An 18,093-nucleotide genomic window follows, 5' to 3' on the forward strand; every position below is an offset into this window, starting at 1 on the left:
GTTCGGCCCGCATCAGAGAATCCCTGGAAGGGGTACATCCAAGTGAAGGCAACTCGCTTCGGCCGCAACGCGGCAATCGCGGTCATCGCAGCTGGCGCTCTCGCGCTTACCGCTTGCGGTTCAGACAACGCAACCGGCACCGCCGCTGGCACCCAGTCGGCAGCATCAGGCACCAAGGTCACCGGCACACTGACCGGCATCGGTGCTTCCTCCACCGGCGCAGCCATGGACGCCTGGAAGGCCGGCTTCGCAACAGCCAACCAGGGCGCAACCGTGCAGTACTCCCCGGACGGTTCCGGCGCAGGCCGCAAGGCCATCATCGATGGTTCGGCACAGTTCGCAGGCTCGGACGCGTACCTGAAGGACGAAGAGCTCGAGAGCTCCAAGGCCAAGTGCGGCCCCGAAGGCGCCATCAACATCCCGGTCTACATTTCGCCGATCGCCGTCGCCTTCAACGTTCCGGGCGTCACGGACCTGAAGCTCGACGCCGCAACGGTCGCCAAGATTTTCCGCGGCGAAATCGCCAACTGGAACGACCCCGCAATCGCCGCCCTGAACGCTGGCGTTACCCTGCCGGACCTCAAGGTCACGCCGGTGAACCGCTCTGACGACTCCGGAACCACCACCAACTTCACCGACTACCTCGCAGCTGCTGCTCCTGAGGTCTGGACGGACAAGGCCGCAGGCATCTGGCCGGCAACCCTGAAGGGCGAGAACGCCAAGGGCACCTCCGGCGTGGTCAAGACCGTCACCGACACCCCGGGCGCCGTGACCTATGCCGACGATTCCGCTGTCTCCGGCAAGCTGGGCACCGCTTCCATCAAGGTTGGCGAGGAATTCGTCAAGATCTCCGCTGATGCCGCTTCCAAGGCTGTCGAAGCCGGCAAGCCCGTTGATGGCCGCGCGGCCAACGATGTTGCCATCAAGCTGGACCGCAAGACCACCGCATCGGGCGCCTACCCGGTAGTGCTCGTTTCCTACCACGTCGTGTGCACCACGTACCCGACCAAGGACGTTGCTGACCTGGTCAAGGCCTTCGAAAGCTACGTAGTTTCCGACGAAGGACAGAAGACCGCCGCTGACGCTGCCAAGTCCGCACCGCTCTCCAAGACTCTGCAGGACAAGGCCAAGGCCGCCATCGAAACCATCAAGGCCAAGGCCTAAGGTTTCCGGCGGGTTTGCCTGAACCCGGCTAAACACTGAAGTTCCCTGTCCCGTGCGAAGTTGCCACAGTGCCACTTCGGCGGGGCAGGGAACTTAGCCATGTAAGACCAGTTCACTGAGACTGAAGGATCGTGAAGTGACCACCAACTCCCTGACAACCTCCCAAGGCGCAGGCCGCGCCGGGGACAAGGTTTTCTCCGGGGCCGCCATGGCCGCAGGGTGCCTGATTCTTGCGGTTCTCTTCGGAGTCGCCCTGTTCCTCGTGGTGCAGGCAATCCCCGCGCTCGTCGCGCCGCCTGAGGACATCCAAGGCGGCCACGGCTTCTTCGCCTACATCGCCCCGATCGTGGTGGGCACGCTCATCGCTGCCCTGATCGCGCTCGTCATCGCCACGCCCGTCGCGATTGGCGTGGCACTGTTCATCTCGCACTACGCCCCGCGCCGGTTGGCCTCGGGGCTTGGCTACGTTGTGGACCTGCTGGCCGCCATCCCCTCCGTTGTCTACGGTGCTTGGGGTGCCGCGTTCCTGGCCAAGGAAATCTCCCCGGCCTACGACTGGCTCGCAAACAACCTGGGCTGGATCCCCATTTTCCAGGGCCCGGCATCGGCCACCGGCAAGACCATCCTGACCGCCGGCATCGTCCTGTCCGTCATGGTCCTGCCCATCATCACCTCCCTGTCGCGCGAAATCTTCCTGCAGACCCCCAAGCTGCACGAGGAAGCTGCGCTCGCATTGGGAGCCACCCGCTGGGAAATGATCCGAATGGCTGTTCTTCCGTTCGGCCGTCCGGGAATCGTGAGCGCCATCATGCTTGGCTTGGGCCGTGCCCTTGGCGAGACCATGGCCGTTGCGCTGGTGCTTTCCTCTGGAGTCCTGACTGCGAGCCTCATCCAGTCGGGCAACCAGACCATCGCCGCCGAAATCGCCTTGAACTTCCCGGAAGCCAGTGGACTCAAGGTCAACACGTTGATCGCAGCAGGCCTGGTGCTGTTCGTCATCACCCTTGGCGTGAACATGATTGCCCGCTGGATCATCACCAAGCACAAAGAATTCTCGGGAGCCAACTAAATGACCGCCACCGTAGTCCGCAAGCGTTCGGCGCTCACCAAGGGCCAACTGCCCAAGTTCGCGCCCTACATCGTCCTGGCAGTTGCACTGATCGTGGGCGCAGCCATCCTGGCCCTCATCGGTTTCAACGCCTTCGGCTGGGGACTTGTCTCCGCGATCCTCTTCACCATTGGCCTGGCCTCCTGGAGCGCTGCTGTTGAAGGTGCCCGAAAGGCAAAGGACAAGCTGGCCACGTGCCTGATTGTCGGGGCTTTCCTGATTGCCCTCCTGCCGTTGATCTCCGTCATCTGGACTGTGTTGGTGAACGGCATTCCCGGCCTGGTAACTCCCGGATTCCTGGGTACGTCCATGAACGGCGTCACCGGTGCCTTCGACAACAAAGCTGCGGAAGAAGGCGGCAAAGTCCTCGGCGGCATTTACCACGCACTGCTGGGCACCCTCCAGATCACGCTCCTTGCCACGGTCATCTCCGTGCCGGTCGGCCTTCTCACCGCGATCTACCTGGTGGAATACGGCAATGACCGCCCGCTGGCCCGCGCCATCACGTTCTTCGTGGATGTCATGACAGGCATTCCCTCCATCGTGGCCGGCCTCTTCGCGGCAGCGTTCTTCTTCGCGGTTGTCGGCCCCGGCACAAAGACCGGTGCGGTAGCCGCCGTCGCGCTTTCCGTACTGATGATCCCGGTAGTTGTCCGCTCCAGCGAGGAAATGCTCAAGATCGTCCCCAACGAGCTCCGCGAGGCCTCGTACGCGCTCGGCGTGCGTAAATGGCGCACCATCACCAAGGTGGTTATCCCGACGGCGATCTCAGGCATTGCGTCCGGCGTCACCTTGGCGATCGCCCGGGTAATCGGCGAGACCGCCCCGATCCTGGTCACTGCAGGCTTCGCCACCACCATCAACAACAACGTGTTTGGCGGTTGGATGGCCTCGTTGCCGACGTTCATCTACACCCAGATCCTGAACCCGACGTCGCCGTCCAACCCCGGTCCTTCTGACCAGCGGGCTTGGGGCGCCGCCCTGGTTCTGATCATCCTGGTGATGCTCCTGAACCTCGGAGCCCGCCTCATTGCCCGTCTGTTCGCTCCCAAAAAGGGACGCTAGCCGGGCCGGTCGTCAGATTTCCGGGCCCGCCCAAACGAACAACTTCCCAAAACCCCCAAGGAATAAGGAACACCATGTCCAAGCGCATCGACGTCAAAGACTTGAATGTCTACTACGGCAGCTTCCTGGCTGTCGAGGACGTCAACATCAACATTGAAGCCAAATCCGTCACGGCCTTCATCGGTCCGTCCGGTTGTGGCAAGTCCACCTTCCTCCGCACTCTCAACCGCATGCACGAGGTCCTTCCCGGCGCACGCGTCGAAGGTGAGGTCCTGCTGGATGGCGACAACCTCTACGCCCCCGGCGTTGACCCCGTTACTGTTCGCACCCAGGTTGGCATGGTCTTCCAGCGCCCCAACCCGTTCCCCACCATGTCCATCCGGGACAATGTTCTGGCCGGCGTGAAGCTGAACAACAAGAAGATCTCCAAGGGCGAAGCCGATGCCCTGGTGGAGAAGTCCTTGGTCGGAGCCAACCTGTGGAATGAGGTCAAGGATCGTCTGGACAAGCCCGGTTCCGGCCTTTCCGGCGGCCAGCAGCAGCGTCTGTGCATCGCCCGCGCAATCGCCGTGGAACCGCAGGTGATCCTCATGGACGAGCCCTGCTCCGCGCTGGACCCCATCTCCACGCTGGCTGTTGAGGACCTCATCAATGAGCTCAAGGACCAGTACACCGTGGTGATCGTGACCCACAATATGCAGCAGGCGGCCCGCGTGTCCGACAAGACTGCGTTCTTCAACATCGCCGGCACCGGAAAGCCCGGAAAGCTGATCGAGTTCGCGGACACCACCAGTATCTTCAACAACCCCACCCAGAAGGCCACGGAAGACTACGTCTCCGGCCGCTTCGGATAAGGGTCAGCAGGTTCCGGCTTTTGGGGGAGCCGGCAATGAACGACGGCGGCCGTCGCCTTGGGGGTACGGCCGCCGTCACTTTTTGTTGGATTTACAGGTCCGAGAGGGGCGAGAACGCCAACTCCAGGATGAAAGCCATGGCGGCTGTAACGAGAGGCGTGGCCACCCAGAACAGGAGAATCCTCCGCACAAGGCGCCTGTTGGTGGTGGCGAAACGCTGGTGGGTGCCCGCTCCCAGCACGGACGCGGTCAGCGTGTGGGTTGTGGACAGCGGTAACTGGAGTCCGATTGCTCCGATGAAGAGCATCACGGACGTCAGGGTTTGCGCCACGAACCCTCGAAGAGGGTCCACGCGGATCAACTTGTAACCCAGGGTGTGCGAGATCCTCCAGCCACCAAACATGGTGCCCGCTGTGAGCATGATCGCCGTCAGAAGCAGAATCCAAAGGGGCAACTCACCCCCGCTGGACAACCCGGCCGCTACCAAGGCCAGCAGGAGGACGGCGGCAGTACGCTGCCCATCCTGGAGGCCATGGCCGAACGCCACGGCTGCGGCAGAAACGGCCTGCGCACGGCGAAAACGCCTGTTGATGACATTCGGCTGCGTATAGCGTGCCGCCCACGTCACCGGCCACACGAGCAAGTAGGCCGCCAGGAATGCGATCACTGGGGAGAGGACCAAAGGCAAAGCCACCTGGGTAAGGAGGACGTTGTCCACGCCGTTGATCGAATTCCCACCAACCAGTACGCTCGCACCGCCGGCGCCGATTAATCCGCCTACAAGTGAGTGGGTGGAGGATAAAGGAATGCCCCGCCACCATGCGTAGATGCCCCAGATGATGGCGGCGGCGAGGGCAGAGGTCAGCATTGTGAGCCCGCTAATGCCGTTGGGCAGTTTGATCCAGGACTGGGTAAACGCAAGGACGAAGCTGCCGCTGAGCATGGCGCCAAGGAAGTTGAAAACAGCTGCAAGGAGCACCGCCACGGACGGCGTGAGGGCTCGTGTCCTCGTGGAAAGTGCTACGGCATTGGAGACGTCACGGAAGCCGTTGAGGAACGCGAACCCTGAAGCTAAACCCACCACGAGGATCAGGAATGCAACGGTCACGTCATGATTCCTTGACGATGATGCTGCCTACCTGCGTGGCTATCTTCCGCATGTCCTTGGTGACTTCCACCAACTGGTTGGCGATGTCTCGATGCCGCGCGTACTGCGCGGATTTCATATCCTTCAGCATCTCGGCCACCCAGGTCCGGTGGGTTCGCTCGGCACGCTTCGCCAGCCTGAGGATCTCGATCCAGTAGTCCTCAAGTTCGTCCAGGTCCTCGAGCTTCCGCATGGCGTCCACTGTCAGCTCGGCTTGGCGGCTGATGATTTCCAGTTGGTCGGCAGCGCGTTTTGGCAGCCGCTCCAGCTTGTAGAGGGCGACCAGTTCGCCCGCGGCGTCGAGCTTCTCCATGGCCTCGTTGAGGTGGCGGGACAGCGTGTACATGTCCTCGCGGGGGAGCGGGTTCACAAAGCTGGTGCGCATATGCGTCAGGAGCGCAAAGTGCAGGTCCAGGGATTTCGACTCGTGCTCGTGAAGTTCCTCTGTCAGGCGTCCGTGCTCGCTGGCCTGGGCACCGAGGATCTCTGAGAGTGTTCCGGTGGCGGCAACAATGACGCCGGCCATCTGCGCGAGCAGTACGAGCCCGGCAGGTTCCTGGGGGAAAAGGCGCAGCTTCATATCGCTTCCGGGCCGGGGACGGATGGGCCGCGGGCCGCTTGACTTGACGCTTCCCGCTTCGGCCCCAACTTTACCGGTACGACGACGGCCGCCGCTAAGTCTGCAGGTGTTGTCGCAACTACCGTCGGGGGTGGCTAGCCGGGAACTGGGTACGGGCAAAAAAGTCCGGGCATAAAAATGGTGCCGAACCGGATACGCCTCTCGGCGGTAGGCCGCTCGGAGCGGCTATAAGTTGAAGCCCGGGGGTTTCGCGGTTCGGCACCAGTTTCAGTGTTCTACGTCGGTGGGGCTAAGTCAACATTGACAGGCAGGGCCGGACGTGGGTAGATTCAGGGGTTTTTGGGCCCTAATCCAGCTCTCCCAAGCGCCAAGCATTGGCTGCGTGTTCGAGGTCCTCGGCCGTCTTTACCAGCTGGTGCGAGTTGCGTGTGAGCTTGCTTGCATGGCTTTCATTGCTGTGCTCCGCCCCGTCCGCCAGGGTTGCCTGGCCGAGCGCCACAACCCGGCAGAATGCAGCCGAACGTTCCAGCGCGACGTCGAAATCGCCGTCGAAGGCGCCTGACAAAATGGCGTCCGCCATGGACTTCATTTCGTCGGCGCCAGGTGGTTCAGCCGCGCCTGCGACCACATTGGATACTTGGGCGGTATCGCGTCCGGCGCGGAAGTACACGGAGATGCGCTCTGGGTTTTGGATGGTGGCGGCGCGGAGGGCGTACAGTCTCCACAGCGCGCCGGGAAGGGAACGGGCCGGGCTTTCGGCCCACATCTCGGCGATGGCTTCAAGGCCCTGCTCATCGGCCAGCTTTACCAGGCGTCGGGTGACCTTGGGGTCATCACTGTCACGGCCACGTTTTACGAGCGCCTGGGCCGCCAGATGGGCAGCCTCGGAGACGCGGGCTGGGTCTGCCCCACCGGCGAACGGTTCGAAATCGATGGGCGCGAAGGGCTTGGGCTTGTGGTGCCTGTTCGCTCCGCCGTACGCACGTGGTCCTGGCTGTTCGCTCATGAGTTCACCGTACTCCTGTGCTCTGATGGGGTCGAGTAACGGTTTCTTGGGCTGGTGGGTGTTGCTTCCGGGCCCGTTCCTCGACAGGCTTGACGTTGAGGTACAGTATTCATGGCTGTTTCAACAGCTGAAGGGGCCTTTAGCTCAGTTGGTAGAGCATCGGACTTTTAATCCGTGGGTCGTGGGTTCGATCCCCACAGGGCCCACCCTTCCTGCAGGCCGGAGACGTTGAGTCTCCGGCCTGTTTTTTGTCTCCCGCTTGGCCGGCGCAGCCCGACCCCCGTCAACGGACAAATCACTGCCGCACGCAGGGGTGAATTGTCCTTTGGCCGGTGTTTCCCCAAAAAACTTCTCAAGGACGCCCCTTGGGAACTCAGAACCCGGAAACCCCGACCGCCAAAATCACCATTGATCCCGCATTTATCGTGGGTCCCGTCAGGCGGAAGACCTTCGGTGCCTTCGTCGAGCACTTCGCAACACGGATCGCGTCCACTCGGCCAGCCTCGCGCAGCTGGTCAACGTCATTGCACCGATCATGACCGAGCCGGGCGGGCGCTCCTGGAAGCAGACCACGTTCCACCCCTTCACGCTCACCTCGAAGCACGCCTCGGGTACGGTGCTGAACCTTGCTGTCGAGGCGCCGAAGCTGGACAGCGGTAAGACGGCCAGCTTCAGCCCACTGTCAGCCGTGGCTACCTACGACGCCGAAGCCAAGGAGGTTGTAGTTTTCGCCGTGAACCGTTCGGCGACGGACGCACTTACGCTCGACGCCGCCGTCGGGGGTTTGGGGACCGCCAGCGTCATCGAGGCCGTCACCTACACGAACAAGGACCCGTACTGGCAGGCAACCGCGGATGATTCGACGTCCGTCCTGCCTTCAGAGAACGTCAGTGTAACGCTCGACGGCGGGCGGCTCACCGCCGGGCTTCCGGCCGTGAGCTGGACAATGATCCGGTTGTCGCTGGATTCCTAGGCGATCGCCTGCGAGCCGTCTTGGAAAACCGGATACAGCGAAATCGGTGTGACTGTTGCTTCCGCGGGGTCGTCCTGGAAGGTTCCTGGCGTCTGCATTGCGGGCGTCGGAGCCGGTTGCTCAGCGGCGACGATTTCCAGCGATTCCATATCCAGCAGCCGCCGGCTTCCGGTTTCTGCATCCTGGAGCCAGAACAGGTCAGTACCTGCGATTGTCTTGAGCACCGTGCCCCGGTGGTAGAGGCGCCCGTTGTGCCAAGCCTCTATGTATTCTCCTTGGCTGAGAAGGTGCGGCTCCTCCTGGTTGCCCGGCACCGTGCCGAAAGCCTGTGCCAAGCTGGCCTGCATTTTCAGCGCCTGAAAAAGATCCCTGTTTGCAGTGCTCATGTCTGCTCCCCTCATGCTGGCTGCTGTCCCATGGGCTCATCGGCCTCGTGACCCCAGCCTTCCGCATTCATGTTGCAGGAGCGTTGCAGGCGCATGAGCGGTGTGTGACAGCTAGGAGGGCTCGGCTTCCTCGCCTGGAACATCCGGTTCGGAACCAGCCGAATCCGGATGGGGAAGCTCATCAGCGTAGGGCGCACGGGGGCCGGACTGGCTGTTCAACAGTTCGTTTGCTGCCATGGCCAGGAGGTCCCTTTCCAGCTCCGGAATGGACAGCATTCCCTGCAAATAGGCCTCAACTTCGTATTCACCCACTGACCCGCCGATGCTGAAGTAGTGGAGCCACAACGCTGCCGTGCTGATTCGCGCGGCGGAGAGCGCCGCTTTAAGCTTGCGGCGTTGCTCGGGTTCGTTGATGTCGAAGCCCATGTCCTGCGGCCCTATCGCGGATCGGCCGGTGTTCCGGCTACGAGCTCGGCGCTGGCTTCCTGCAATGTACTGCGTTGATCGCGCGCGTATCCCATCAATATCTGCAGGGCATCTGGGTGCGGGATTTTGTGGCGTTCCATGAGTATCCCGCAGGCACGGTTGACCACATCCCTGCTGTAGAGGGCGGATTGCAGGCCCTCGCTGATGCGCCTGGGCGTTTCAGCGCTTTGGATATGGGATAGAAGCGTTGCGGCCGGGGACGAAAAAAGCTCCATGAGGGACGCCGTGGTGTCGTCATAAGAAAAGGGTTGGGCGGCATAAACCTTCATGGCACCGATGCTGTGCCCGTCGGCCAACAGGGGTGCGCTGACCACCGACTTGATGGGCAGGCCACTGACGGTGGCCGACCACTCCGGCCAGCGGGGGTCAGTGCCGATATCCTGGGCGATCACAGTTTCTTCCGAAGCCCACGCTGTGAGGCACGGCCCTTGGCCTAACTCGTATTGCAGGATGTCCGCCTGCTCCACTACCGGGTCGGTAAACCCCGCACTCGTCCGGCGGCCTTGGGCATCCAGGATGGAAACCCCCGCTCCGAGGGTGCCGGGCACCGACTCCTGAATGGCCTTGGAGAGGTTCTGGACGGCACGGTCCACTTTCTCTTCGGTCAGGAGAAGACCCAGAATCCGACCGACGGCAGCAGACAACTCATCCAGAGGAAGATGCTTCTTGGTCATGGTGTTCTTTCCGGCCGTTCAGGTCGGCTGGCCGACTGAAACAATCTTAGAATCGCTGGACTCCCGTGTTGTAAATCCAGCCTAATGGGTTTTTGGCCAGGAAATCCGCATGTAGGCACGCTGCCTGCTATTCCTCAAAAGGTGCTGCGATCTTCCGATCTCCAGCAACATGGGCGATTATCCCCTGCGCCACCAGGCGGAGTTTGATGTTGCGGTGGCTGGAAGCCCTGACCAGGATTTGGAAGGCGGCATCCCTGCTGCAGCGGTTCTGCGCCATGATGATTCCGACGGCGGTGTCAATGGTCGTGCGGGACTCCAGAGCGGCGGCGAGGTTCTCGCGGGCATCCCGCAGCTGGGCGATCTTCAATGCCAAGTGGAGGGCTTTCGCGCCAGTGGCCGTGACGCGCTCTGCCGACAAAACGTCCTCGTGGGAGAAACCGTGAGCCCGCGCGGAGTAAAGATTCACCACAGCCTCCGCCGTGCTGTTCAATTCCATGGGAAAGGCCAGGATGGAGCCCACATTCGTGCCCGCAGCCGCCCGCATGTACTCAGGCCAGCGATCTTCGCGGTGGACATCAGGGACGTGGGTGATGGTGCGTGTTCGAAGGGCCGAAAGGCAAGGGCCATCGCTGAAGCTGTTCTGGATGTCGTCCAACTTCCGGGCAAGGGGATCGCTATCGGCCACGGCTACAGGTTTCTTCTGCCGGATGACGGTCACTCCGCAGGCAATCGTGTTTCCGTTCCTGGTGAGCTTCTTCGCGATCAATGAGGCGAGGTCCTGGAGGAATTCACGGATATCGGCATTCTCCACCAAGAGATCCTGCAGATGTTCCACGAAGTCCGTGAGATCCACCTTGTCCGCATACGTGCCAAGGAACCTGGGAGGGCTGGCGACGTGCCGTGCCGGCTGGGTTTCAGTCATTGTCTTTCCTTACTGCCGCTCGGCACTACTGCCCGGCGGATTCGTCCGGCCGTCTGAGGTGAGTTCCCTGAAGGCAATATCTACGAGTTCCATCTGGCCTGGGGCAAGAACCAGAAGTCCCCGCATCCGCTGGTCCATTTTTCCATCGTGTTCCGATGCCCCCCAAGGTTCGGCATTCATAGAACCTGCTTATCCTCCTTACCGTTCGTCGCCTGCCCGTTTCAGAATGTCTTCGGCTATTTCGTGGAGCCGCTTATCGCTGTTACGGGACGCCATCTGGATGAGTCTGATGGCGGAGTCCCTGCTGCAGCGGTTCTGCATCATGATCAGGGAAACAGCCGCATCCACTATGGCCCGCGACTCCAAGGCGGAACGCAGATGCACAGGATATGGATCCGGGGTGTGCAAGCGCAGGGCCAGCCGGAGAACCCTCGACAAGGATTCTGCGTGCTTCCGTATGGATGCCACGGTCTCTGGATCGAAAGTGCCTGCTTCGGTGGAGTAGCAGTTCAACGCCGCCCGTGAGTCGTCATCCGTTGCGATGGGGACCGCCAGCATGGTGGTGATACCTTCCTGCGAAACAGTGTCGGCGTAGTGGTGCCAGCGCACATCGGCCTGAAGGTCCTCAACCAAAACGGTCTGCTGCTGCCGGAGCGCCGTAAGGCATGGTCCGTCGTCGAACTCGTACTGCTTTTCATCCAGGCGTTGAGCCGCCTCAGTACTGCTCGCCACCGTCGACGGTCCTCCGTTACGCTCAACGGTGATGGCGCACAGCATGGGGACATCCCCGCCCAACAAGGAAGCCGAAATGGTGGTCAATCCCAGAAGGAATTCCGTAAAGCCGGGGCTCTCCAACAGCAGGTCCTGCAACTGTTCCGCTGTGGGTACTGCATCGTTCTGGGCCATTCGGCCTCATTCCAGGCAACGCCAGAGCGATTGACTCCGGCTGGCGGCAGTGCGCTCGAGTTCGCGCACAACCCGGATATTCAACTCCGGACCCTTTGCCACTCCCGAAATCTCCTACTATCGACACTACGCCTGAGGCATGCAGCGCAACAGTGGCGTTCTCGTCCGCGTCCCGCAGTCCGTCGGTAGGACGTTACTGTTCTAAGAATGAATCACGCAGTCCCGGACGGAATCGTCACACCAGCCATCATGATCGACGTCGATATCCTCGACCGGAATATCCAACGGATGGCATCGAGCATGCTCAGCCGGGGGCTAAGGCTCCGCCCGCATGTGAAGACACACAAGACCCTGGAGATCGCAGCCAAGCAGCTCGCTGCCGGAGCAGTTGGGCTCACGGTAGCGACGATCGGGGAAGCCGAGGTCTTCGCGGCCGGGGGTGCCACGGATATTTTCATCGCCTACCCGCTGTGGGTGGAGGCGCGCCATGCGGAGCGGCTCAGGAATCTTGCCAAGACGTGCAGCATTGCGGTCGGCACTGATTCAGCGGAAAGCGCGACGGCGATGGGCCGCCAGTTAGGCGCAGACGCTAGAAGCATCGATGTGCTGATCGAAGTGGACAGCGGTCATCACCGCAGCGGAGTTCTGCCCGAAGAAGTGGTGGGGGTTGCGCGCGCGGCCGCAGCAAGCGGCCTGAACGTTGCTGGCGTCTTCACATTCCCCGGACACAGCTACAAACCGGGAATGCCAAGGGATGCAGCGAGTAACGAGAATGAGGCCCTCGGCCGTGCTTCCGCCGCACTGGAGCATGCCGGCTTTGAGGTCCGCACCATCAGCGGCGGTTCCACCCCGACCGCACTGCTCGACGCCGAAACGCTGGCCACTGAGCTCCGCCCCGGCGTCTACGTTTTTGGTGATGCCCAGCAGCTTGAACTGGAACGTTGCACGTGGGACGACATCGCTCTGACCGTCGCTGCGACTGTGGTGAGCCGCCACGAGTCCAAGGGCGGGAACGTCCGGCGGGTGGTTGTGGACGCGGGCAGCAAGATACTGGGCAGCGACCGTCCGGACTGGGCCACCGGATACGGGCGGCTGCCGGAATACCGGGAGGCCCGGATAACTGCGCTCTCCGAACACCACGCCACGGTGGTTTGGCCGGAGTCGGAGGAACTGCCGGCACTAGGCACGCGGCTCAGGCTGATCCCGAACCACGTTTGCCTGGCCATGAACCTGGTGGACGAGGTCACCGTGGTTCGCGGGGGCACAGTGGTGGACACATGGAGGGTCGCAGCGCGCGGCAAGAATAACTAGCCTGTCGCTTGGGGTATCAGGCTGTGACGGCGGGCGGAAATTTACCCGCCGTCACAGCAACTCTCGCGTCCCTTAGCCGATAGGAGTCGGCGGTTGTTTGCCTCCGAGTACGGCGAGCGTGTTGTCCGCCGCGAGTACCGCCATGGCAGTACGCGTCTCGACGGTGGCGGAGCCGAGGTGCGGCACCAGGGCCACGTTTTCCAGCTCCAGCAACCAGGGATGGACTTTGGGTTCCTGCTCGAAGACGTCAAGCCCGGCGCCTGCGATCTGTCCTTCGCGCAGGGCCAGGGCGAGTGCGGATTCGTCGATGATAGGTCCGCGGGCGGTGTTGACGAGGTAGGCGGTGTCCTTCATCGTGGCGAGTTGCTCGGCGCCGATCAGGTGATGCGTGTTCGGGCCGTAGGGGCAGTGCAGTGAGACGACGTCGGAGATGGCCAGCAGTTCGTCGAGTTCCACCCGCCGGGCGCCGAGTTCAGTGGCGATGGCGGGGTCGATTTCGCTGCGGGACTGGTAGACGATCTCCATGCCGAAGGCTTTGGCGCGGCGCGCCGTGGCTTGGCCGATGCCGCCCATTCCCACCACGCCCAAGGTCTTGCTCTGCAGGCTGGACCCGAGCAGGAAGAACATGCCCCACTTCCATGGCTGGCCCGCCCGGATGAGCCGTTCGCCTTCGCCGAGGCGGCGGGTGGCCATGAGGATAAGTCCGAAAGCGATGTCCGCAGTGGCCTCGGTGAGCACGCCCGGGGTGTTGGTGGCGATGATCCCGCGTTCGGTGCAGGCAGGCACGTCGATGTTGTCATAGCCAACGGCGACGTTCGCGACGACTTTGAGCTGCGGGCCCGCGGCGTCGAGTAGCTCAGCGTCGATGCGTTCGGTGAGCAGGCTCACGATCGCGTCGGCTCCGGCCACCCGCCGCAGAAGTTCCTGGCGGCTGATGGACTCCGACCCCTCCCAGGCATCGACCTCGTGCATGGCGCGGAGCTTTTCGAGTGCGGGCTCGGGTACGCGTCCGGTGACGACTACCCGGCTCATGCGGTTTCGATCCATTCACGCAGGCGGCCCAGGCCCTCACGGATGGCGTCCGATTCGATGCCCGAGTAGGCCAGGCGGATGTACTGCCGCTCTTCGCCTGGCAGGCGCCGGCCGAAGTGTTCACGGGTGCAGAAGGAAACGCCCGTCTTGTAGAGGGCGTCGGAAGCGAAGTCGCCAACTGCGGTGTAGCCCAGCCGCTGCATGGCCTCGGTGACGTCCGGGAACAGGTAGAACGTCGACTGCGGCACGGCCACGCTCATGCCGGGGATGGCATTGACGATCCCGCACGCGGCGTCCCGGCGTTCCTTCAGGATGTCCAGCATCTGCTGGACCGGTTCCTGGGGGCCGCGGAGGGCTTCGATGCCGGCCCACTGCACGTAGTGCGTGGTGCACGATTCATCGTTGGTGTTCAGGGTGCTGAGCACCTGGGCGATCTCGCGCGGCGCCACAGCACAGCCAAGGCGTGAACCGGTCATGGCGAACTTCTTGCTGAACGTGTACAGGATCACGGTGCGCTCGGCCATGCCCGGAAGGGAAGCAATCGAGCTGGAGACACCCTCGTAGCGGGTTTCGAAATACGCTTCATCGGAGAGCACCCAGAGGTCGTGCTCGATCGCGATCTGGGCGATGGCTTCACGTTCGGCCGCCGTGGACTCGGCAGAGATGGGGTTCTGCAGGTCGTTGTAGATGATTGCGGCCGTGTTCGGCGTGATCGAGGCCCGGACCTGGTCCAGGTCGATCGCGAAGCCCTTGCTTGTGGGCACGTAACGGTACGGCACGGCCGTGCCGCCGAGGTATTCGATCTGCGATTCGTAGATCGGGAAACCAGGGTTGGGGTAGAGCACTTCCTGGCCAGGGTTCATCACGGCTTGCAGGAACTTGGTGATCACGGGCTTGCCGCCGGTCATCACCACCACGTTCTCGGGAGAGAACTCCATGCCACGCCGCGACCCGAGGTCCTCGGCCAGGGCTTCCCGGAGCTGGGGGATGCCAGGGCCCGGGCAGTAGCCGGTGTGCCCGTCGGCGATTCCCTTGTTCATGGCCTCAATAATGTGCGGGGCCGTCGGGATATTGATGTCGCCGAGGTGGAAGGGATACACCAGGTTTCCCTTCGACTTCCAAGCGGCAGCGGCCTGCGCGACGCTGAAAGCAGTTTCGGTGCCCAGGCGTTCGAGCCGGTGTGCGAGTTTCTGCATCTGCTGTTTAACTCCTCATCGAGCTGATCACGTCTCACGTGAAGTACTCAACTAGTATATTAGTGATGTATTAGGCTGTCTATGGATAAACCCGCAATTAAGCGGAGCTGAAAACGACTCCCGTCAGGCTGGCTGATCTGACACACTCAAGCCCATGCAGTCGTTGTTCGACGGACTCCTTCACGCCAGCCCACTGGTGGTGATGTGCATCGTGTTCGCACTGGTCTTTGCCGAGGATGCCTTGTTTATCGGCTTCGTGATCCCAGGCGAAACGGCTGCCGTGGTGGGGGGAGTCTTTGCCAGCCGGGGTGATCTTCCGCTGTGGAGCATGATCATGATCGTCATCTCGGCAGCCATCCTCGGAGACACGGTGGGCTACGAGATTGGCAAGCACTTGGGCCCCCGGATTATGGCCCTAAAACTCCTGGATAAGAGACGGGCCCAGCTGCAGAAAGCCGAGGATTTCCTTGCCCGCCGTGGCGGCCTGGCAGTATTCCTGGGCCGCTTCACCGCCTTTTTCCGCGCCGTCATGCCCGCACTCGCCGGGCTCAGCCGAATGCCATACCGCCGCTTCGCCATCTGGAACTTCACCGGCGGCATCATTTGGGGTGCCCTGTTCGTGACCCTGGGATTCATCGCCGGCAGCTCCTACGAGGAACTAGCCCATGCAGTGGGGCGCGGTGCCGCAGCGGTGGTGGGCGTCGTCGTGATTGTCATCCTCGGCGTGTGGCAGGTCCGAAAGCATCGAACGGCGGCCAAACCCACAGCTGACTGAGACCCTCTGGAAACGTGGCTGAAACGTCCAGTCCTTACGCTGATCACAAACTGTCCCTCCGTGTGCACCCAGGTAGTGGCTTTGAGGAGAATCGATGCATCTTTTACCCCGTGAGCAGGAAAAACTCATGATCGTGGTAGCCGCCGATCTGGCCAGACGAAGGCAGGCGCGCGGATTGAAGCTGAACTACCCGGAAGCCATCGCGATCATCAGCTACGAACTCATCGAGGGCGCCCGTGACGGCAAATCCGTTGCGGAGCTCATGAGCTACGGAACCACTTTGCTGCGCCGCGAAGACGTGATGGAAGGCGTGCCGGAGATGATCCACGACGTCCAAATCGAAGCCACCTTCCCCGATGGCACAAAGCTCGTCACAGTCCACCACCCCATCCGATAGGAGCCACCCCATGATCCCCGGTGAGTACAGGCTCCGCCCCGAGCCCATCGCATGCAACAACGGCCGTGAGGCGATCGCCGTCGAGGTTGTCAATCGAGGCGACCGCCCAGTCCAGATCGGTTCGCACTACCACTTCGCGGAGGCTAACCGCGCCCTGGAATTTGATCGTGAAGCCGCTTATGGCCGCCGCCTGGACATTCCTGCCGGCACCGCTGCCCGGTTCGAACCAGGCGATAAGAAGACCGTCCAGCTGGTGGGATTGGCAGGTGCCCGTGAGGTTTTTGGCTTGAGTAACGCCGTCAATGGAGCGCTCGACGGCGGAACCCGCCTCGGCGGGACCGCTCGCCCGGGCGCGGCTACGGAAGGAGACACCAAGTGAGCTTCGAGCTTCCCCGCCGGCAATACGCCGAGCTTTACGGCCCAACGACAGGTGACTCCATCCGCTTGGCGGACACGGAACTGTTCCTCGAAATCGAAAACGACTACACCGTCTACGGCGAAGAAGTGGTCTTCGGGGGCGGCAAAGTAATCCGCGACGGCATGGGCCAGAACGGCCAGATGACGCGTGACGGCGGCGGAGTGCCTGACACAGTCATCACAAACGTCGTTGTCCTGGACTACTCAGGCATCTACAAGGCCGATGTAGCCCTGAAGGACGGGCACATTTTCAAGATCGGCAAAGCCGGCAACCCGCAGATCATGGACGGCGTGGACATCGTGATCGGCGCCAGCACGGAAATCATCGCCGGCGAGCGGAAGATCCTCACAGCTGGTGGCATCGACACCCACATCCACTTCATTTCCCCCGAACAGGTTCCCACTGCTCTCTGCAGCGGGGTCACCACGATGGTGGGCGGAGGCACGGGACCAGCGGAAGGTACTAAAGCCACCACCATCACACCCGGATCGTGGCATATCTCGCGGATGCTCCAAGCGGCCGAAGGACTCCCCATCAACATCGGCTTGCTCGGCAAAGGCCACGCGTCCGCCGTCGAACCCCTCGCTGAGCAGATCCAAGCTGGTGCCGTGGGGCTCAAAGTCCATGAGGACTGGGGCTCCACGACGTCCTCCATAGACATGTCCCTACGCGTGGCCGACGAATACGACGTCCAAGTAGCTATCCACACAGACACCCTCAACGAATGCGGCTTCGTGGAGGACACCATCAAAGCGATCGACGGCAGGGTGATCCACACCTTCCACACGGAGGGCGCCGGCGGTGGGCACGCCCCGGACATCATCAAGATCGCAGGCCTGCCCAACGTGCTCCCCGCGTCCACCAACCCCACGCTGCCGTACACCAAGAACACCATCGAAGAGCACCTGGACATGCTCATGGTCTGCCATCACCTCAACCCGGACATCCCGGAAGACGTGGCCTTCGCGGACTCCCGCATCCGTGCCGAGACCATTGCGGCGGAGGACGTCCTCCACGATCTCGGCGTCTTCGCCATCACGTCCTCAGACTCGCAGGCCATGGGCCGCGTGGGAGAAGTGATCACCCGGACCTGGCAGGTGGCCGATGCCATGAAACGGCAGCGCGGCGTGCTGAACGACCCATCCGGTACCTCGCACGGCTCGGCGGAAAGCGACAACTTCCGGCTCAAACGCTACGTAGCCAAATACACCATCAACCCCGCCATCGCACAGGGCATGGCGGATGTCATTGGCTCCGTCGAAGAAGGCAAATTCGCTGACCTGGTGTTGTGGGACCCCGCCTTCTTCGGAGTGAAACCCGAACTCGTCATCAAGGGCGGTCAGATCGCCTACGCACTCATGGGCGACTCCAACGCCTCCATTCCCACTCCGCAGCCACGCACCATGCGGCCCATGTTCGCCAGCTACGGCAGAGCACTCCAACAAACGTCCATCACGTTCCTATCCAAAGCCGCGATCGACGCCGGTATCCCCGAAAAACTCGGACTCGAACGCATCATCCGGCCCGTCTCCGGCATCCGCAATCTGCGCAAAGCCGACCTGAAGTTCAACGGCGAAACCCCGGACATCGTCGTCGACCCCGAGACCTACAAGGTGACAGTCGACGGCGTCGAAGCCACCTGCGAACCCTCCGACGTGCTGCCCATGGCGCAGCGCTACTTCCTCTTCTAGGA

At 62.2% G+C, this 18,093-nt stretch carries 20 protein-coding genes, 1 tRNA gene and 1 pseudogene; 11 read left to right on the forward strand and 11 right to left on the reverse strand.

Annotated elements, in window-relative coordinates; all coding sequences use genetic code 11:
* The first annotated feature begins 42 nt into the window (after nucleotides 1-42).
* From pstS to pstB, 4 genes are all read left to right on the forward strand, one after another.
* Nucleotides 43-1,164, forward strand: coding sequence for a phosphate ABC transporter substrate-binding protein PstS (pstS, locus tag ACZ5G6_RS00785; protein ID WP_223935322.1), 1,122 nt, complete (start codon nucleotides 43-45; stop codon nucleotides 1,162-1,164).
* 136 nt (nucleotides 1,165-1,300) lie between these two features.
* On the forward strand, nucleotides 1,301-2,233 hold the full coding sequence (gene pstC / locus ACZ5G6_RS00790) for a phosphate ABC transporter permease subunit PstC (RefSeq protein WP_498688721.1): 933 nt from the start codon (nucleotides 1,301-1,303) through the stop codon (nucleotides 2,231-2,233).
* Nucleotides 2,234-3,337 carry a phosphate ABC transporter permease PstA gene (gene pstA, locus ACZ5G6_RS00795; protein WP_498688723.1) on the forward strand — a complete coding sequence of 368 codons (1,104 nt, stop codon included), beginning with the start codon at nucleotides 2,234-2,236 and terminating at the stop codon, nucleotides 3,335-3,337. It abuts the gene before it with no gap.
* A gap of 74 nt (nucleotides 3,338-3,411) precedes the next feature.
* Entirely contained in the window at nucleotides 3,412-4,191 is a 780-nt protein-coding gene (gene pstB, locus ACZ5G6_RS00800) for a phosphate ABC transporter ATP-binding protein PstB (protein ID WP_498688725.1), read from the forward strand.
* A gap of 91 nt (nucleotides 4,192-4,282) precedes the next feature.
* On the opposite strand, the gene ACZ5G6_RS00805 is transcribed toward pstB, so the two are convergent.
* The 3 genes from ACZ5G6_RS00805 to ACZ5G6_RS00815 all read right to left on the reverse strand — a co-directional run bounded on the left by ACZ5G6_RS00805 (nucleotide 4,283) and on the right by ACZ5G6_RS00815 (nucleotide 6,924).
* The gene (locus ACZ5G6_RS00805; RefSeq protein WP_223935326.1) at nucleotides 4,283-5,299 is read right to left on the reverse strand and encodes an inorganic phosphate transporter; all 1,017 of its coding nucleotides are present in this window, start codon (nucleotides 5,297-5,299) and stop codon (nucleotides 4,283-4,285) included.
* Between the two features lies 1 nt (nucleotide 5,300).
* Nucleotides 5,301-5,918 carry a DUF47 domain-containing protein gene (locus ACZ5G6_RS00810; protein WP_223935327.1) on the reverse strand — a complete coding sequence of 206 codons (618 nt, stop codon included), beginning with the start codon at nucleotides 5,916-5,918 and terminating at the stop codon, nucleotides 5,301-5,303.
* A gap of 346 nt (nucleotides 5,919-6,264) precedes the next feature.
* Nucleotides 6,265-6,924: a hypothetical protein gene (locus ACZ5G6_RS00815; protein ID WP_223935328.1), complete on the reverse strand. Its 660-nt coding sequence runs from the start codon at nucleotides 6,922-6,924 to the stop codon at nucleotides 6,265-6,267.
* Nucleotides 6,925-7,057: 133 nt separating this feature from the next.
* On the opposite strand from ACZ5G6_RS00815, the gene ACZ5G6_RS00820 reads away from it, so the two are divergent.
* Together ACZ5G6_RS00820 and ACZ5G6_RS00825 are read left to right on the forward strand one after the other, a co-directional pair.
* Nucleotides 7,058-7,130 (forward strand) — tRNA-Lys (locus tag ACZ5G6_RS00820).
* A 263-nt stretch (nucleotides 7,131-7,393) separates the two neighbouring features.
* Nucleotides 7,394-7,897 (forward strand): annotated as a pseudogene (locus ACZ5G6_RS00825) (alpha-L-arabinofuranosidase C-terminal domain-containing protein); the annotation flags it as partial.
* Here the strand turns inward: ACZ5G6_RS00825 and ACZ5G6_RS00830 are convergent.
* The 6 genes from ACZ5G6_RS00830 to ACZ5G6_RS00855 all read right to left on the reverse strand — a co-directional run bounded on the left by ACZ5G6_RS00830 (nucleotide 7,894) and on the right by ACZ5G6_RS00855 (nucleotide 11,271).
* A complete protein-coding gene (locus tag ACZ5G6_RS00830; RefSeq protein WP_498688731.1) occupies nucleotides 7,894-8,283 on the reverse strand; it encodes a hypothetical protein in 390 nt (129 codons plus the stop codon). The pseudogene ACZ5G6_RS00825 and the gene ACZ5G6_RS00830 overlap by 4 nt on opposite strands.
* A gap of 111 nt (nucleotides 8,284-8,394) precedes the next feature.
* Nucleotides 8,395-8,709 carry a hypothetical protein gene (locus ACZ5G6_RS00835; RefSeq protein WP_223935330.1) on the reverse strand — a complete coding sequence of 105 codons (315 nt, stop codon included), beginning with the start codon at nucleotides 8,707-8,709 and terminating at the stop codon, nucleotides 8,395-8,397.
* 11 nt (nucleotides 8,710-8,720) lie between these two features.
* Nucleotides 8,721-9,443 carry a GAF and ANTAR domain-containing protein gene (locus tag ACZ5G6_RS00840; RefSeq protein ID WP_498688733.1) on the reverse strand — a complete coding sequence of 241 codons (723 nt, stop codon included), beginning with the start codon at nucleotides 9,441-9,443 and terminating at the stop codon, nucleotides 8,721-8,723.
* Nucleotides 9,444-9,570: 127 nt separating this feature from the next.
* Nucleotides 9,571-10,365 (reverse strand): GAF and ANTAR domain-containing protein, encoded by a 795-nt coding sequence (locus ACZ5G6_RS00845; protein WP_223935332.1) that lies wholly within the window; start codon nucleotides 10,363-10,365, stop codon nucleotides 9,571-9,573.
* Nucleotides 10,366-10,374: 9 nt separating this feature from the next.
* Nucleotides 10,375-10,545 (reverse strand): hypothetical protein, encoded by a 171-nt coding sequence (locus tag ACZ5G6_RS00850; protein WP_498688736.1) that lies wholly within the window; start codon nucleotides 10,543-10,545, stop codon nucleotides 10,375-10,377.
* A gap of 18 nt (nucleotides 10,546-10,563) precedes the next feature.
* The gene (locus ACZ5G6_RS00855; protein WP_223935333.1) at nucleotides 10,564-11,271 is read right to left on the reverse strand and encodes a GAF and ANTAR domain-containing protein; all 708 of its coding nucleotides are present in this window, start codon (nucleotides 11,269-11,271) and stop codon (nucleotides 10,564-10,566) included.
* A gap of 207 nt (nucleotides 11,272-11,478) precedes the next feature.
* Between ACZ5G6_RS00855 and ACZ5G6_RS00860 the strand changes: the two genes are divergently transcribed.
* Nucleotides 11,479-12,582, forward strand: a complete 1,104-nt coding sequence (locus ACZ5G6_RS00860; RefSeq protein ID WP_498688739.1) for a D-TA family PLP-dependent enzyme — start codon at nucleotides 11,479-11,481, stop codon at nucleotides 12,580-12,582.
* 72 nt (nucleotides 12,583-12,654) lie between these two features.
* Here the strand turns inward: ACZ5G6_RS00860 and ACZ5G6_RS00865 are convergent, their stop codons facing one another.
* Both ACZ5G6_RS00865 and ACZ5G6_RS00870 read right to left on the reverse strand, forming a co-directional pair.
* Nucleotides 12,655-13,614 carry a 2-hydroxyacid dehydrogenase gene (locus tag ACZ5G6_RS00865; RefSeq protein ID WP_498688741.1) on the reverse strand — a complete coding sequence of 320 codons (960 nt, stop codon included), beginning with the start codon at nucleotides 13,612-13,614 and terminating at the stop codon, nucleotides 12,655-12,657.
* Nucleotides 13,611-14,810: a pyridoxal phosphate-dependent aminotransferase gene (locus ACZ5G6_RS00870; RefSeq protein WP_223935336.1), complete on the reverse strand. Its 1,200-nt coding sequence runs from the start codon at nucleotides 14,808-14,810 to the stop codon at nucleotides 13,611-13,613. Before ACZ5G6_RS00870 ends, ACZ5G6_RS00865 begins: the two co-directional genes overlap by 4 nt.
* 154 nt (nucleotides 14,811-14,964) lie before the next feature.
* On the opposite strand from ACZ5G6_RS00870, the gene ACZ5G6_RS00875 reads away from it, so the two are divergent.
* The 4 genes from ACZ5G6_RS00875 (at nucleotide 14,965) to ureC (ending at nucleotide 18,091) form a co-directional block, all read left to right on the forward strand.
* Nucleotides 14,965-15,585: a DedA family protein gene (locus tag ACZ5G6_RS00875; protein WP_498688744.1), complete on the forward strand. Its 621-nt coding sequence runs from the start codon at nucleotides 14,965-14,967 to the stop codon at nucleotides 15,583-15,585.
* A gap of 94 nt (nucleotides 15,586-15,679) precedes the next feature.
* Complete coding sequence (locus tag ACZ5G6_RS00880; protein WP_223935338.1) at nucleotides 15,680-15,982, forward strand: urease subunit gamma; 303 nt, start codon at nucleotides 15,680-15,682, stop codon at nucleotides 15,980-15,982.
* Nucleotides 15,983-15,992: 10 nt separating this feature from the next.
* A complete protein-coding gene (locus ACZ5G6_RS00885; RefSeq protein WP_498688747.1) occupies nucleotides 15,993-16,361 on the forward strand; it encodes an urease subunit beta in 369 nt (122 codons plus the stop codon).
* A complete protein-coding gene (gene ureC, locus ACZ5G6_RS00890; protein WP_498688749.1) occupies nucleotides 16,358-18,091 on the forward strand; it encodes an urease subunit alpha in 1,734 nt (577 codons plus the stop codon). The genes ACZ5G6_RS00885 and ureC overlap by 4 nt, the downstream gene beginning before the upstream one ends.
* The last annotated feature ends 2 nt before the right edge of the window (nucleotides 18,092-18,093 follow it).

This window comes from Arthrobacter sp. TmtSoilC51 (genome assembly GCF_055388015.1).

Coding starts and splice junctions, on each gene's coding strand:
- pstB (WP_498688725.1), top strand. CDS start 3,412: ATGTCCAAGCGCATCGACGTCAAAGACTTGAATGTCTACTACGGCAGC.
- ACZ5G6_RS00860 (WP_498688739.1), top strand. CDS start 11,479: ATGAATCACGCAGTCCCGGACGGAATCGTCACACCAGCCATCATGATC.
- ACZ5G6_RS00885 (WP_498688747.1), top strand. CDS start 15,993: ATGATCCCCGGTGAGTACAGGCTCCGCCCCGAGCCCATCGCATGCAAC.
- ACZ5G6_RS00840 (WP_498688733.1), bottom strand. CDS start 9,443: ATGACCAAGAAGCATCTTCCTCTGGATGAGTTGTCTGCTGCCGTCGGT.
- ACZ5G6_RS00850 (WP_498688736.1), bottom strand. CDS start 10,545: ATGAATGCCGAACCTTGGGGGGCATCGGAACACGATGGAAAAATGGAC.
- ACZ5G6_RS00870 (WP_223935336.1), bottom strand. CDS start 14,810: ATGCAGAAACTCGCACACCGGCTCGAACGCCTGGGCACCGAAACTGCT.
- ACZ5G6_RS00875 (WP_498688744.1), top strand. CDS start 14,965: ATGCAGTCGTTGTTCGACGGACTCCTTCACGCCAGCCCACTGGTGGTG.
- ACZ5G6_RS00830 (WP_498688731.1), bottom strand. CDS start 8,283: ATGAGCACTGCAAACAGGGATCTTTTTCAGGCGCTGAAAATGCAGGCC.
- pstA (WP_498688723.1), top strand. CDS start 2,234: ATGACCGCCACCGTAGTCCGCAAGCGTTCGGCGCTCACCAAGGGCCAA.
- ACZ5G6_RS00865 (WP_498688741.1), bottom strand. CDS start 13,614: ATGAGCCGGGTAGTCGTCACCGGACGCGTACCCGAGCCCGCACTCGAA.
- ACZ5G6_RS00815 (WP_223935328.1), bottom strand. CDS start 6,924: ATGAGCGAACAGCCAGGACCACGTGCGTACGGCGGAGCGAACAGGCAC.
- ACZ5G6_RS00845 (WP_223935332.1), bottom strand. CDS start 10,365: ATGACTGAAACCCAGCCGGCACGGCACGTCGCCAGCCCTCCCAGGTTC.
- ACZ5G6_RS00855 (WP_223935333.1), bottom strand. CDS start 11,271: ATGGCCCAGAACGATGCAGTACCCACAGCGGAACAGTTGCAGGACCTG.
- ACZ5G6_RS00835 (WP_223935330.1), bottom strand. CDS start 8,709: ATGGGCTTCGACATCAACGAACCCGAGCAACGCCGCAAGCTTAAAGCG.
- ACZ5G6_RS00810 (WP_223935327.1), bottom strand. CDS start 5,918: ATGAAGCTGCGCCTTTTCCCCCAGGAACCTGCCGGGCTCGTACTGCTC.
- ACZ5G6_RS00880 (WP_223935338.1), top strand. CDS start 15,680: ATGCATCTTTTACCCCGTGAGCAGGAAAAACTCATGATCGTGGTAGCC.